Source organism: Streptomyces sp. TLI_146 (assembly GCF_002846415.1).
GTDB lineage: Bacteria > Actinomycetota > Actinomycetes > Streptomycetales > Streptomycetaceae > Streptomyces.
Genome location: NZ_PJMX01000001.1, coordinates 5,565,086 through 5,578,897, shown reverse-complemented (window position 1 = coordinate 5,578,897; position 13,812 = coordinate 5,565,086). Strand labels below are relative to the sequence as shown.

The following is a 13,812-nucleotide window of genomic DNA, read 5'->3' as shown; positions in this document are numbered from 1 at the left end:
CGGGCCTACGGTCGACGCATGCCTCCTGCCAGTACCGGGGCACCCACCACCGTGGGTGCCTCCACCGCGCCGTCCCCCGACCAGCTCTTCCCGGGTGCTCCCGGCTACCGCCGAATGAGCTTCGCGCTCTTCGCCGCCGGGGTCGCGACCTTCGCCCTCCTCTACTCCACCCAGGCCCTTCTCCCGCTGATCTCGGGCGACTTGGGGGTGTCGGCCTCGGCGGCGAGCTGGACCGTGTCGGCGGCGACCGGCGCGCTGGCGCTGTGCGTACTGCCGCTGAGCGCGCTGTCCGAGCGGTTCGGGCGGTCCCGGACGATGACGGTCTCCCTGGTGGTCGCGGTCGTGGTGGGGCTGCTCGTCCCGTTCGCGCCGAACGTGGGCTGGCTGGTGGCGCTGCGGGCGGTCCAGGGCGCGGCGCTCGCCGGGCTGCCCGCCTCCGCGATGGCCTATCTCGCGGAGGAGGTGCGGCCCAAGGCGCTGGTCGCGGCCATCGGCCTGTTCGTGGCGGGCAACTCCATCGGCGGCATGAGCGGCCGGATCCTGACCGGCTGGGTGGCCCAGGCGTGGGGCTGGCGCGCGGCGCTGGCGGCGGTCGGGCTGCTGGCCGCCGGGTGCGCGGTGGCGTTCCGGCTGCTGCTGCCCCGCTCCCGCCACTTCAAGGCCGCGCCCCTGGACCCGCGGGCGCTCGCGGCGACCGTGCGCGGCCACCTCGCGGACCCGCTGCTTGTGCGCCTGTACGCGATCGGCGCGCTCTTCATGACGGTGTTCGGCGCCGTCTACACGGTGATCGGCTACCGGCTCACCGCCGCGCCCTTCCACCTCCCGCAGGGCGTGGTCGGCTCGATCTTCCTGGTCTACCTGGTCGGTACGGTCTCCTCGGCCGCGGCCGGGCAGCTGGTCGCCCGGCTCGGCCGCCGGGGCGCGCTCTACCTGGCCGTCTCGACCACGACCGCCGGTCTGGTGCTGAGCCTGCTCGACACGCTGGCGGCGGTGCTCGCGGGCCTGGTGCTGATCACCGCGGGCTTCTTCGCGGGCCACGCGGTCGCCTCCTCCTCGGTGAGCCGCACCGCGAAGACGGGCCGCGCCCAGGCGTCGGCGCTCTACCAGTCCGCGTACTACCTGGGCAGCAGCGCGGGCGGCACCCTCGGCGCGATCGCCTTCCACGCGGGCGGCTGGCCCGCGACGGTACTGCTCGGCCTGCTCGCCGTCCTCGGCGTCGTCTCGGTGACGCTGTACGGCAGCCACGCCGCCCGCACCGAGCGGCGACTCGCCGCGACGCGACTCGCCGCACCCCACGCGACCTGCTAAAACGTCCGCCTGAGGCGCGATTGTCAGTGGGCTCCTGTAGCTTCCGAAGAGCTGGAGCACATGGGCGATCTGGGGTGGACGCGATGGGTGATCGGTCTGATCTGTCTGAGCTTTCAACGGAGCCGTCGGCGGCGACGGATCTCGACTCCCGCCTGGAGAAACACCGGGTCGAGCTGACGGGGTACTGCTACCGGATGCTCGGCTCGGCCTTCGAGGCCGAGGACGCGGTGCAGGACACCCTGGTCCGGGCCTGGCGGAGCTACGAGAAGTTCGAGGGCCGCTCGTCCCTGCGGTCCTGGCTGTACCGGATCGCGACCAACGTCTGTCTGGACATGCTGACCGCGAGCGGCAAGCGGGCCCGCCCGATGGACCTCACGGCCCCGCAGACGGCGTCCTCGGCCGTGCTGCGCTCGCGGCCGGAGGTGACCTGGCTGGAGCCGGTGCCGGACGCGCGGGTGCTGCCGACGGCGGTGGACGACCCGGCCGAGACGGCGGTCGCGCGCGAGAGCGTGCGGCTCGCCTTCGTCGCGGCCCTCCAGCATCTGCCGCCCAAGCAGCGGGCGGTGCTCATCCTGCGCGAGGTGCTCGCGTGGAAGGCGAGCGAGGTGGCCGAGCTGCTCGGCACGACGGTGGCGTCGGTCAACAGCGCGCTCCAGCGGGCGCGTTCGACGCTGGCGGAGTCGGAGCCGCGCGCCTCGGACGCGGCGGACCCGCTCGACGAGGAGCAGCAGAAGCTGCTGTCCCGCTATGTGGCGGCGTTCGAGGGGTACGACATGTCGGCCCTGACGTCCCTGCTGCACGAGGACGCGACGCTGTCCATGCCGCCGTACGACCTGTGGCTGCGGGGCCCCGAGGAGATCGTGGCGTGGCACGTGGGGACGGGGGCGGGCTGCCGGGGCTCGCGCCTGGTGCCGACGGTGGCCAACGGCACGCCCGCGTTCGGCCAGTACCGGCCTAGCGGGCCCGGGGGCCGTCACGAGCCGTGGGCGCTCCAGGTGGTGGAGATCGCCGACGGCAAGATAGTGGGGCTCAACGCGTTCCTGGACACGGCGCGTTGGTTCCCGATGTTCGGCTTGCCCGAAGCGCTGTAGCGCTTTGGCCGGTCTTTGTCTGCGGCCCGGTGGCGGGCTGGTCGCGCAGTTCCCCGCGCCCCTGGTGATGCCCGGGGTTCGTCTGCGGGTGGTCGTGGGTTGCTCGCGCAGTTCCCCGCGCCCCTGGAAACCCTCGTTCGTCTGCGGGCCGTGGCCGCTTCTCGCGCAGTTCCCCGCGCCCCTGGATGGCTCGGCTTCGCCGTCGCCCTCGGCCGTACCCCCTGGGGGCGCGGGGAACTGCGCGAGCAACCACACACAACCCGCAGACAAACACCGGGTCCTATAAGGGGCGCGGGGAACTGCGCGACCAGCCAACCAGCGGCCCGCAGACGAGCAACTACTCCACCAGGCCCGCAAGGCGCAGCAACGCCACCAACCCCGGCCCGGCGTTCCGTATCGTGAGGCGCCCCCCGGCGCGACGCGCGGTCAGGCGGAGGCGGGCGACCGCCTCCACCGCCGCCAGGTCGGCCCGGACCAGCGCACCGACATCGCACACCACCTCCCGCGCCCCGGCCGCGTACAGCGCCCGCAGCCGCTCGCAGAGCGGGGGGACGTCGGCGAGGGTGACGGGGGCGGGGACGACGAGGCGGGCCGGTTCGGTGGGGGTCACACGGAACAGACCCGCCCCGGCCGGGAAAGTCATCGGCCGGGAGCGGGTCCGCGGGGTGGGGCGAAGGCGTCAGGCGATCCGGTCGAGGACGATCGGGTTCGCGGTGAACGACGTGCCCGCCGGGGCGATGTCGTACGAGTCGCCCAGCGTCTGGAGGGCGTACTCGAACTTCTCCGGCGTGTCCGTGTGCAGGGTGAGCAGCGGCTGACCCGCCGTCACCGTGTCGCCCGGCTTGGCGTGCAGCTCGACGCCCGCGCCCGCCTGCACCGGGTCCTCCTTGCGGGCCCGGCCGGCGCCCAGGCGCCAGGCGGCGACGCCGATGTCGTACGCGTCGAGGCGGGTCAGCACGCCCGACCGCGGGGCGGTGACGACGTGCTGCTCGCGGGCGACCGGCAGGGTCGCGTCCGGGTCGCCGCCCTGGGCCGCGATCATCCGGCGCCAGACGTCCATGGCCGAGCCGTCGGCGAGCGCCTTCTCGGGGTCGGCGTCCTTGATCCCGGCCGCGTCCAGCATCTCGCGGGCGAGCGCCAGGGTGAGGTCGACGACGTCCTGGGGGCCGCCGCCCGCGAGGACCTCGACGGACTCGCGCACTTCCAGGGCGTTGCCCGCGGTGAGGCCGAGCGGGGTGGACATGTCGGTGAGCAGGGCCACCGTCTTCACACCGCTGTCGGTGCCCAACGCGACCATGGTGGAGGCGAGCTCGCGGGCGTCCTCGATGGTCTTCATGAAGGCGCCGGTGCCGACCTTGACGTCGAGGACCAGCGAGCCGGTGCCCTCGGCGATCTTCTTCGACATGATCGAGGAGGCGATCAGCGGGATGGCCTCGACGGTGCCGGTGACATCGCGCAGCGCGTACAGCTTCTTGTCGGCGGGGGCCAGGCCGTCGCCCGCCGCGCAGATGACCGCGCCGGTGGTGTCCAGGACGTTCAGCATCTCCTCGTTGGAGAGCAGCGCGCGCCAGCCGGGGATGGACTCCAGCTTGTCCAGGGTGCCGCCGGTGTGGCCCAGGCCCCGGCCGGACAGCTGCGGCACGGCCGCGCCGCACGCGGCGACCAGCGGGGCGAGCGGCAGCGTGATCTTGTCGCCGACGCCGCCGGTGGAGTGCTTGTCGGCGGTGGGGCGCGAGAGCGCGTCGAAGTTCATGCGCTCGCCGGACGCGATCATCGCGGCGGTCCAGCGGGCGATCTCCGTACGGTTCATGCCGTTGAGCAGGATCGCCATGGCGAGGGCCGACATCTGCTCGTCGGCGACCACACCACGGGTGTAGGCGTCGATGACCCAGTCGATCTGCTCCGGGCTCAGCTCGCCCCGGTCTCGCTTGGTGCGGATGACGGAGATGACGTCCATGGCATTCCTTCCGGCAAGTGCGGTTCGTCCGTACGGTATACGCGACTCTACGCGCATAGAGAGGTCTGAAGGGTGCGGCCCCTCCCTGCTGATCAGCAACGGAGGGGCCGCGGTGGTTACTTGAGCGGCTGCTTGAGGTGGTCCGGCCCGAAGGCCTGCGGCAGCATCGCGGAGAGCGGCAGGATCCCCTCCGGGGTCTCCACGAGCAGCTCCGGTCCGCCGTGCTCGAAGAGCAGCTGGCGGCAGCGGCCGCAGGGCACGAGCACGGCGCCGTGGCCGTCGACGCACACGAAGTGCGTGAGGCGCCCGCCGCCGCCGAGCCGCAGCGCCGAGACGAGCCCGCACTCGGCGCAGAGCGCCAGGCCGTAGCTGGCGTTCTCGACGTTGCAGCCGGTGACCGTGCGCCCGTCGTCGACGAGCGCCGCCGCGCCGACCGGGTAGCCCGAGTACGGGGCGTACGCCCGGGACATGGCGTCCCGGGCCGCCTCGCGCAGGGCCTCCCAGTCGACGGCGGTGCCGGGGGCGTCCGGCGTCACTTGCCCTGGCCCTTGCGGTAGCGCATGCCGTCCGCCTTGGGCATCCGCAGGCGCTGCGCGGAGAGCGACAGCACGAGCAGCGTGACCACGTACGGCGTGGCGCCGACGAAGTCGCTCGGGACGTCGTCGGTGGCCAGGTACCAGACCAGGATCGCGGCGGCCATGACCGCGCTGATCGCCGCCTGGAGCATCGCCTTCTTGTACGCCTTCCAGGCCGCCAGGGCGACGAGGAGGATCACGAGCAGGAGCAGCAGGGCGTGGACGGTGGTGCCGCCGTTGCGCAGCTGGAGCGCGTCGGAGAAGCCGAACAGGCCGGCGCCCATGGCGAGTCCGCCCGGCCGCCAGTTACCGAAGATCATCGCGGCGAGACCGATGTAGCCGCGGCCGCCGGTCTGGCCCTCCAGGTAGATGTGCGAGGTGACCAGCGCGAGGAACGCGCCACCGAGACCGGCGAGACCGCCGGAGACGGCGACCGCCGCGTACTTGTACGAGTACACGTTGACGCCGAGGGACTCGGCGGCGATCGGGTTCTCGCCGCAGGAGCGCAGCCGCAGGCCGAACGCGGTCTTCCACAGCACCCACCAGGTGCCCACGAAGAGGAGCACGGCGATGACGGTGACCCAGGAGACGTTGGTGACCACACCGCCGAGGATCCCGGCGAGGTCGGAGATCAGGAACCAGTGGTGCTTCTGGATCGACTCCAGGCCGGAGGACAGGCCCGGGACCGTGAAGTCGGGCAGCGACTCGGCGGGCGGCGACTGCTTGGGGTTGCCGCCCTTGGCCGCCGCGTCGCCCTCGTTGAAGAAGAGCTTCGCCATGTACTGCGTGGCACCGAGCGCGAGCAGGTTGACGGCCACACCGGAGACGATGTGGTCGACGCCGAAGGTGATGGTGGCGACCGCGTGGACGAGGCCGCCCAGCACGCCGAAGCCGATGCCGGCGAGCAGGCCGAGCCAGGGGCTGGACTGCCAGCCGACCCAGCCGGCGCCGAACGTGCCGAGGATCATCATGCCTTCGAGGCCGATGTTGACCACGCCGGCCCGCTCGGACCACAGGCCCGCGAGGCCCGCGAGGCCGATCGGCACCGCGAGGCCGAGGGCCGCGCTGATCTGGCCGGTGGAGGTCAGCTGGTCGGCGCCGGTGATGACGCGCACGGCGGAGACCAGGATCAGCGCGCCCGCGATGATCAGCAGGATCTGCGCCAGGGAGAACTTGCGCTTGGCGTTGCCCTTGAGCCCGGCCGGGGGCGGCGGGGTCTTGGCGGGGGTCGTCGTGACGCTCATGCCGTCACCTCCTGCTTCTTGGCGGCCTGGGCCGCGAGCTCGGCGCCGACGCGCTGCTGCTGGCGCTTGAGGCCGTAGCGGCGGACTACCTCGTACGCGATCACGACGCACAGGACGATGACGCCCTGGATCACGCCGAGGATCTCCTTGTCGTAGCCGATCACTTCGAAGTGGCCGGTGGTGCGCTCCAGGTAGCCCCAGACCAGCGCGGCGAGCGCGACGCCCACCGGGTTGTTGCGGCCGAGCAGCGCGACGGCGATACCGGTGAAGCCGAGGCCGAGCGGGAAGCTGTTGTCGAACTGGTGGCTGTCGTTGAGCAGCGTCGGCAGACCGACCAGACCGGCCACCGCACCCGAGATGATCATGCTGGTGATGATCATCTTCTTGACGTTGGCACCGCTGGCCGCGGCCGCGGACTCGGACTGGCCGACGGCCCGCAGGTCGAAGCCGAAGCGGGTGCGGCCGAGCACGAACCAGTAGGCCAGGCCGACGAGCACCGCGATGACGACGAAGCCCCAGATCTGACCGGCGTCACCGTTGTCGATGTGGAAGAACCAGGAGCTGTGCGGCAGCGGCTTGGTGGAGACGAGCGTGCCCGCCTGGTCGAGCTGGCCGAGCCGCTCGGGCTGGAGCAGATAGGCGATGATCGCGGTCGCGATGGCGTTCAGCATGATGGTCGAGATGACCTCGCTGACGCCCCGGGTGACCTTGAGTACGCCCGCGATGGCCGCCCACAGGGCGCCCGTCACCATCGCCGCGAGGATCATCAGCGGGATGGCGACGATGCCCGGCAGCGAGACCGCGCCGCCGATGACGGCGGCGAGGAAGGCCGCGATGCGGTACTGGCCGTCCACACCGATGTTGAAGAGGTTCATCCGGAAGCCGATGGCCACCGCGATGCCCGCGAGGTAGTACGTCGTCGCCTTGTTGAGGATGTAGACCTGGCTGTCGCTGGCGGAGCCGTACGACAGCATGTCGTCGAAGGCGGGCATCGGGTTCTTGCCGGTGGCCAGGATGACCAGGGCGGTGACGACGAGCGCCGCCACCACCGCGAGCACGGGGGCCGCGATCGCGAGGAGCAGCTTCTCCTTGTCGATGCGCTGGGTGAACTTTTTCATCGGTCCTCTCCCCCGGTGCTGTCGTGGTGCTCCAGATGGCCGGCGGCGGCGCCGGTCATGGCGGAGCCCAGCTCCTCAGGGGTGATCGTGGCGGGGTCGGCGTCGGCGACCAGGCGGCCGCGGTACATCACCCGCAGGGTGTCGGACAGGCCGATCAGCTCGTCCAGGTCGGCGGAGATCAGCAGTACCGCGAGGCCCTCGCGGCGGGCCGTGCGGATCTGGTCCCAGATCTGCGCCTGTGCGCCCACGTCCACGCCCCGGGTGGGGTGCGCGGCGATCAGGAGCTTGGGGTTGTGGCTCATCTCGCGGCCGACGATCAGCTTCTGCTGGTTGCCGCCGGAGAGCGAGGCCGCGGTGACCTCGATGCCCGGGGTGCGCACGTCGTACTCGCGCACGATGCGCTCGGTGTCCGCGCGCGCGGCCTTGTTGTCGAGCAGCCCTCCCTTGGAGTTCGGGCGCTCGGTGACGTGGCCGAGGACGCGGTTCTCCCAGAGGGGGGCCTCAAGCAGCAGGCCGTGGCGGTGGCGGTCCTCGGGGATGTACCCGATGCCGCCCTCGCGGCGCTTGCGGGTGGGCGCGTGGGAGATGTCGGTGGCGTCGAGGGTGATGACACCGCCGTCCGGGTCGCGCATGCCCATGATGGCCTCGACGAGCTCGGCCTGGCCGTTGCCCTCGACACCGGCGATGCCCAGCACCTCGCCCTTGTGGATGGTGAAGGACACTCCGGAGAGCACCTCGCGCACCACGCCGTCGGGGTCGGTGGCGGCCAGCTTCAGCTCGTCCACCTTCAGCATCGGCACGTCGGTGACGGTCGACTCGCGGGTCTCCGGGGACGGGAGCTCGCTGCCGACCATCAGCTCGGCGAGCTGCTTGGTGGTGGTGTTCTTCGGGTCGGCGGTGCCGACCGTGGTGCCGCGCCGGATGACGGTGATGTCGTCGGCGACCGAGAGCACCTCGCCCAGCTTGTGGGAGATGAAGATGACGGTCAGGCCCTCGGCCTTGAGCTCGCGCAGGTTGTCGAAGAGCGCCTCGACCTCCTGCGGGACCAGGACGGCCGTCGGCTCGTCGAGGATGAGCGTGCGGGCGCCGCGGTAGAGGACCTTGAGGATCTCCACGCGCTGGCGGTCGGCGACGCCGAGGTCCTCGACCATGACGTCGGGACGGACGCCCAGGCCGTACGCGTCCGAGATCTCCTTGATCTTCTTACGGGCCTTGGCACCGATGCCGTACAGCTTCTCGCCGCCGAGGACCACGTTCTCCAGGACGGTGAGGTTGTCAGCGAGCATGAAGTGCTGGTGCACCATGCCGATCCCGCGGGCGATGGCGTCGGCGGGGCTGTGGAAGACCACCTGCTCGCCGTCGACGGTGATGGTTCCCTCGTCCGGCTTCTGCATGCCGTAGAGGATCTTCATCAGGGTCGACTTGCCGGCACCGTTCTCACCGCAGAGGGCATGGACGGTGCCCTTCTTGACGGTGATGTCGATGTCCTTGTTGGCGACGACGCCGGGGAATCGTTTGGTGATGCCGCGCAGTTCGACGGCGGGAGGGCTGGACGCGTTGATGGCGCACTCTCCTACGAGAAGGAGGGGGGTGGGGGCAGAGGGCGTGGTGACGCTAGCGCGCCAACTCCCGCCTACGCGCGTAGAGTTGACACATCGTTATGGGCTCGGCGGGGAGGGGGCTCTCCCTCCCCGCCGAGCCCGTCACTGCTTCAGTGCCGTGACGTGGTCCGGCCCCCGCGAGGGGGCCGGGTCACGGCCCGGATCACGGGGTCGTCTTGACCTTGATCTGGCCGTCGACGATCTTCTTCTTGGCCTCGTCGAGCTTGGCCTTGATGTCGTCGATGAAGCCGCCGCTGGTGGCGAGGGACACGCCGTCCTTGGCCAGCGGGTAGCTGTTGGTGCCGGTCAGCGGCTTGCCGTCCTTGACCGACTTGACCAGGTCGTAGACGCCGATGTCGACGTTCTTGACGACCGAGGTCAGGATCGAGGACTTGTACTTGGCCAGCGAGGCCTGGTTGTACTGGTCGGAGTCGACACCGATCGCCCAGGCGCCCTTCTTGCCCGCGACGGCCTCGATGGCGCCGTTGCCGGAGGAGCCGGCGGCCGTGTAGATGACGTCGGCGCCGTTGTCGAGCATGCCCTGCGCGGCGGCCTTGCCCTTGTCGGGGCTGGCGAAGCCGGAGGTGTCCGAGCCGTGCGACAGGTACTGCGGGTCGACCTTGACGCCCGGCTTGGTGTCCTTGACGCCCTGGACGAAGCCCGCCTCGAACTTCTTGATGAGCGGAACGTCCACACCGCCGATGAAGCCGACGTGGTCGGTCTTCGTCTTCAGGGCGGCGGCGACACCGGCCAGGTAGGAGCCCTGCTCCTCGGTGAAGACGATGTTGTCGACGTTGTTGGCGCCCTCGACGACCGAGTCGACGATGCCGAAGCTGGTCTTCGGGAACTTGGCGGCGACCTGCTTCATCGAGTTCGCGTAGGCGTAGCCGATGCCGATGACCGGGTTGTAGCCCGCCTGGGCGAGCTGGGTGAGGCGCTCGACGCGGTCGGCCTCGGTGTCGGTCGTCTTGGCCGTCAGTTCCTTGATCTCACCGCCGAACTCCGCCTTGGCCTTGTCGATGCCGCGCGCGGCGGAGTCGTTGAACGAGTGGTCGCCACGGCCGCCGACGTCGTACGCGACACCGACCTTGACGCCCTTGCCGCCCGCGCTGGACGACGCGGAGGTGTCCTTGTCCTTCTCGGAGGAAGTGCTGCCACACGCGGTGGCGGAAAGCGCGAGCGCGGCGGTGGCGATACCGGCCGCAGCGATCTTGGATACCCGGCGCACGAGGAGGTCCCTTCAAAACGAACCGAGAGCGCCCCTACCGGCGCTGGTTTCGCGTCGGATCGTAACGCGCGTAGATGTCGCGTAAAGACCTGTTCGGAAGCCGTTATCGAATCGCCGCGAACAGACGATGAAGTGTCCGGTTACGAACGGTGTCCTTCCAGCAGCGCTGCGGCAGTGAAGAGCTCCACACCGACCTTGATGGCCGCCTCATCGGCGTCGAAATCACCTCGATGCAGGTCAAGACGGGCGTCGGACCCCGGAGTGCGCACGCCGAGGCGGGCCATCGCGCCGGGCACGTGCTCCAGGTACCAGGAAAAGTCCTCGCCACCCAGACTCTGCTCGGTGTCCTCGATCGCGAGGGCCCCTCGGCGCGCCGTCTGAGCCTCGCGCAGGAGTTCGGCCACCGCCGGATCGTTGACGACCGGCGGCACGCCGCGGACGTAGTTGATCTCGGACTTCGCGCCGTGCAGAGTGGCCACCTCGTCGATCGCGGCGTGCACCTTGCCGGGCGCGTCGCGCCAGGCGTCCAGGTCCAGGCAGCGCACGGTTCCGGCCAGCTCCGCGCGCATCGGGATGACGTTGCAGGCGTGCCCGGCGTCGATGCGGCCCCAGGTGACGGCGAGCCCGGCGCGGGCGTCGATCCGGCGGGCGAGCAGCGCGGGCACGTCGACGGCCACCCGGGCGGCCGCGGTGACCATGTCGGTGGTCAGGTGCGGGCGGGCGGTGTGGCCGCCGGGCCCGTCCAGGGTGATCTCCAGCCGGTCGCAGGCCGAGGTGATCGGCCCGGCCCGCAGCCCGATCCGGCCCGCGTCGACGCGCGGGTCGCAGTGCACCGCGATGATCCTGCCCACGCCGTCCAGCGCGCCGGAGCGGATCGCGTCGGTGGCGCCGCCGGGCAGCACCTCCTCGGCGGGCTGGAAGACCAGCCGGACCGGGTGCGGCAGCAGGCCCTGCCGGTCGAGCTCGGCCAGGACCAGACCGGTGCCGAGCACGGTGGTGGTGTGGATGTCGTGGCCGCAGGCATGCGCCCGATCGGGGACGGTCGAGCGGTACGGAGTGTTGACTTTGGCGTCCGGGATCGGCAGGGCGTCGATGTCCGCCCTGATCGCCAGCATGGGCCGTCCCCCCTTCCAGGTGCCGACATCGCACAGGAGTCCGGTCCCGCTGTCGAGGACCCGGGGCTTGAGCCCGGCCGCCTCCAGCCGCTTCCTGATCGCCGCGGTGGTGCGGAACTCCTGGTTTCCCAGCTCGGGGTGCATGTGCAAGTCCCGGCGGAAGGCGATGAGTTCGGCGCCCAGGGGCTCGGGGAGCAACCCGGGCAGCGGGGCTTCCCCGGGCAGATCGGCTTCGGGTTCGTCGGAGGCGCGCGACATCAACTGGTTCACCTGTTGAAGAGTAGGCCCCTTCAAGGGCCAACTAACCGTCGATCAACAAAAGTTCAGCCCGATAGGGGAAAGAAATCTGCCCGCCCGACGGTTGTCGGCCGTGGGGGCTGGGTAAACTCGCCGCTCGTTTCTCAGGCGTGTCGCAGAGGTTTCGCAGTGCTCTCTCAGCGCGCTCTCAGCGCCGTCTCAGTCCGGGACGCGCGGACGGCCCGCCGAGGCCCCGGCGGCGCCCCGGCCCGGGCGCCCGCTCACGCGGCGACCATGCGGAGCCCGTGGGCGTCCCGGGCCGAGCCGGTGACGTCCGCGAGGAAGCCCTGGGCGCGCGGGGACGCCTTGTCGGTGAGCCAGCGGGGGTCGATGTCGCAGACCAGCAGGCGCACGTCGGTGCCCGCCAGGGCGGGCGGCAGGGTGTGCACGACCGTGGAGGGAAAACTGAGGATCGTCCGCCCGACGGGCCCGCGGCGGGCGATGAGTTCGAGCGGCAGGTCCGGCCGGACGATCTCCAGCCCGGTCCGCAGATGCAGGGTGCGCAGCTTCTCGGGGGACTCGCGGCGGTGGGCGAAGTACCGGGTCACGCCGTGGGTGCGGGCCAGCGCCGCGACCGCCTCCAGATAGCGGTCCGGGTCGACCACGCCCGTCTCCACCAGCGAGGTGCCCACCATGTCCGCGCCCTTGGTGATACGCGGCGGGCCGAATCTGGCCCGGGTCCAGCCGAAGGTGTTCGGGGTGACCGTGACCGCCTCCGGTGCCTGCACGGGCATGGCACTGAACACCTCCACCGTACGCCCGCGCGAGGGCGTGAGCCGACGGCGGGCGGAGGCGGCGAAGGGGGCGAAGAGCACGTCGCGCGCCCCCGCCCGGCTGCCGCGCCGGTGCCAGCGCACCAGCCGCTCGCCGCTGCCCAGTTGGGCGACGAACTCCATGGTGGCCGTACCGTCGTCGACGACGACCAGCTCACGGGCGCGGGCCACGGTCAGCAGCAGCTGGACATAGCGCGAGAACGGGTCGCCGATGACGATCCGGTCGGCGCGGCGCAGCAGCGAGGTCAGCCCGCCGATGGTGCGCAGCGGCGCGGTGGGCCCGCCGCGCGCCTCCTCCCAGCGCACCCGCATGCCCTCCTCGCGGGCCAGCTCCGCCATCCGGCGCAGCTGACCCCGCGACATCGGGTCGGTGGGTGAGAGGACGACGACGGTGAGGTCGTCGTGGGCGGCCGCCGCGTCCTGGGGCCCGGACCGCTGGGCCGGCACGCCGTTCAGCAGCGGGCGTGTGGAATGGGCCCACTCCAGCACGTTGAGCAGCTGGACCGGGCTCTCCACGAAGGCGATCGTGGCGGAGGTGTCCCGAGGCACGGCGGCCGGCCCGGCTCAGACCGAGACCGGCGCGCGGTCGGCGTCGGCCGCCTCGGCCTCGGCGACGACACCGGTGACCCGGCGCAGCTTCTTCATCGGGGCGAGCTCCGACTCGTACACCTTCTTGACGCCGTCGCCGAGCGCGGCCTCGATGGTGCGGATGTCGCGGACCAGGCGCTGCAGACCGCCCGGCTCGACGGAGGCGGCCTGGTCGGAGCCCCACATCGCGCGGTCCAGGGTGATGTGGCGCTCGACGAACGCGGCGCCGAGGGCGACGGCGGCCAGCGTGGTCTGCAGGCCCGTCTCGTGGCCGCTGTAGCCGATCGGGACGTTGGGGTACTCGGCCATCAGGCTGTTGATGACCCGCAGGTTGAGCTCCTCTGCCTTCGCCGGGTACGTGGAGGTGGCGTGGCAGAGCAGGATGTTGTCGCTGCCGAGCACCTCGACGGCGTGCCGGATCTGCTTCGGGGTGGACATGCCGGTGGAGAGGATCACCGTGCGGCCGGTGGCGCGCAGGGCGCGCAGCAGTTCGTCGTCGGTGAGCGAGGCGGAGGCGACCTTGTGCGCCGGCAGGTCGAACTTCTCCAGGAAGGCGACGGCCTCGGTGTCCCACGGGGAGGCGAACCAGTCGATCCCGCGCTTCTTGCAGTGCTCGTCGATGGTGCGGTACTCCGACTCGCCGAACTCCACCCGGTGGCGGTAGTCGATGTACGTCATCCGGCCCCACGGGGTGTCGCGCTCGATGTCCCACTGGTCGCGCGGGGTGCAGATCTCCGGGGTGCGCTTCTGGAACTTGACGGCGTCGCAGCCCGCGTCGGCGGCGGCGTCGATCAGGGCGAGGGCGTTGCCCAGGTCACCGTTGTGGTTGATGCCGATCTCACCGGTGACGTACACCGGCTGACCCGGTCCGGCGGTACGGCTGCCGAAGGTGCGCAGACGGTTGCTCATGAGGGGGT

At 71.3% G+C, this 13,812-nt stretch carries 12 protein-coding genes; 2 read left to right on the top strand and 10 right to left on the bottom strand.

Annotated features, from left to right (window positions below; translation table 11 throughout):
• The first annotated feature begins 18 nt into the window (after nt 1–18).
• The gene (locus BX283_RS25065) at nt 19–1,308 is read left to right on the top strand and encodes an MFS transporter (RefSeq protein WP_101389740.1); all 1,290 of its coding nucleotides are present in this window, start codon (nt 19–21) and stop codon (nt 1,306–1,308) included.
• Nucleotides 1,309–1,391: 83 nt separating this feature from the next.
• The gene (locus BX283_RS25060; RefSeq protein ID WP_101392563.1) at nt 1,392–2,399 is read left to right on the top strand and encodes a sigma-70 family RNA polymerase sigma factor; all 1,008 of its coding nucleotides are present in this window, start codon (nt 1,392–1,394) and stop codon (nt 2,397–2,399) included.
• A 337-nt stretch (nt 2,400–2,736) separates the two neighbouring features.
• Here the strand turns inward: BX283_RS25060 and BX283_RS25055 are convergent, their stop codons facing one another.
• From BX283_RS25055 to BX283_RS25010, 10 genes are all read right to left on the bottom strand, one after another.
• A complete protein-coding gene (locus BX283_RS25055; RefSeq protein WP_257583788.1) occupies nt 2,737–3,009 on the bottom strand; it encodes an STAS domain-containing protein in 273 nt (90 codons plus the stop codon).
• Nucleotides 3,010–3,078: 69 nt separating this feature from the next.
• Nucleotides 3,079–4,356 carry a thymidine phosphorylase gene (locus BX283_RS25050; protein ID WP_101389738.1) on the bottom strand — a complete coding sequence of 426 codons (1,278 nt, stop codon included), beginning with the start codon at nt 4,354–4,356 and terminating at the stop codon, nt 3,079–3,081.
• 116 nt (nt 4,357–4,472) lie between these two features.
• Entirely contained in the window at nt 4,473–4,892 is a 420-nt protein-coding gene (locus BX283_RS25045; protein WP_101389737.1) for a cytidine deaminase, read from the bottom strand.
• Nucleotides 4,889–6,175 carry an ABC transporter permease gene (locus BX283_RS41690; RefSeq protein WP_101389736.1) on the bottom strand — a complete coding sequence of 429 codons (1,287 nt, stop codon included), beginning with the start codon at nt 6,173–6,175 and terminating at the stop codon, nt 4,889–4,891. The genes BX283_RS25045 and BX283_RS41690 overlap by 4 nt, the downstream gene beginning before the upstream one ends.
• Nucleotides 6,172–7,293 carry an ABC transporter permease gene (locus BX283_RS25035; RefSeq protein ID WP_101389735.1) on the bottom strand — a complete coding sequence of 374 codons (1,122 nt, stop codon included), beginning with the start codon at nt 7,291–7,293 and terminating at the stop codon, nt 6,172–6,174. The genes BX283_RS41690 and BX283_RS25035 overlap by 4 nt, the downstream gene beginning before the upstream one ends.
• Nucleotides 7,290–8,825 (bottom strand): ABC transporter ATP-binding protein, encoded by a 1,536-nt coding sequence (locus BX283_RS25030; RefSeq protein ID WP_101389734.1) that lies wholly within the window; start codon nt 8,823–8,825, stop codon nt 7,290–7,292. The genes BX283_RS25035 and BX283_RS25030 overlap by 4 nt, the downstream gene beginning before the upstream one ends.
• Nucleotides 8,826–9,057: 232 nt before the next feature.
• The gene (locus BX283_RS25025; RefSeq protein WP_101389733.1) at nt 9,058–10,122 is read right to left on the bottom strand and encodes a BMP family protein; all 1,065 of its coding nucleotides are present in this window, start codon (nt 10,120–10,122) and stop codon (nt 9,058–9,060) included.
• Between the two features lie 140 nt (nt 10,123–10,262).
• Nucleotides 10,263–11,495 carry an amidohydrolase gene (locus BX283_RS25020; RefSeq protein ID WP_101389732.1) on the bottom strand — a complete coding sequence of 411 codons (1,233 nt, stop codon included), beginning with the start codon at nt 11,493–11,495 and terminating at the stop codon, nt 10,263–10,265.
• A 260-nt stretch (nt 11,496–11,755) separates the two neighbouring features.
• Nucleotides 11,756–12,763 carry a hypothetical protein gene (locus BX283_RS25015; RefSeq protein WP_373979622.1) on the bottom strand — a complete coding sequence of 336 codons (1,008 nt, stop codon included), beginning with the start codon at nt 12,761–12,763 and terminating at the stop codon, nt 11,756–11,758.
• A gap of 108 nt (nt 12,764–12,871) precedes the next feature.
• Nucleotides 12,872–13,804 carry an N-acetylneuraminate synthase family protein gene (locus BX283_RS25010; protein WP_101389730.1) on the bottom strand — a complete coding sequence of 311 codons (933 nt, stop codon included), beginning with the start codon at nt 13,802–13,804 and terminating at the stop codon, nt 12,872–12,874.
• Nucleotides 13,805–13,812: the final 8 nt, after the last annotated feature.

Coding starts and splice junctions, on each gene's coding strand:
- BX283_RS41690 (WP_101389736.1), bottom strand. CDS start 6,175: ATGAGCGTCACGACGACCCCCGCCAAGACCCCGCCGCCCCCGGCCGGG.
- BX283_RS25060 (WP_101392563.1), top strand. CDS start 1,392: ATGGGTGATCGGTCTGATCTGTCTGAGCTTTCAACGGAGCCGTCGGCG.
- BX283_RS25065 (WP_101389740.1), top strand. CDS start 19: ATGCCTCCTGCCAGTACCGGGGCACCCACCACCGTGGGTGCCTCCACC.
- BX283_RS25035 (WP_101389735.1), bottom strand. CDS start 7,293: ATGAAAAAGTTCACCCAGCGCATCGACAAGGAGAAGCTGCTCCTCGCG.
- BX283_RS25050 (WP_101389738.1), bottom strand. CDS start 4,356: ATGGACGTCATCTCCGTCATCCGCACCAAGCGAGACCGGGGCGAGCTG.
- BX283_RS25010 (WP_101389730.1), bottom strand. CDS start 13,804: ATGAGCAACCGTCTGCGCACCTTCGGCAGCCGTACCGCCGGACCGGGT.
- BX283_RS25020 (WP_101389732.1), bottom strand. CDS start 11,495: ATGTCGCGCGCCTCCGACGAACCCGAAGCCGATCTGCCCGGGGAAGCC.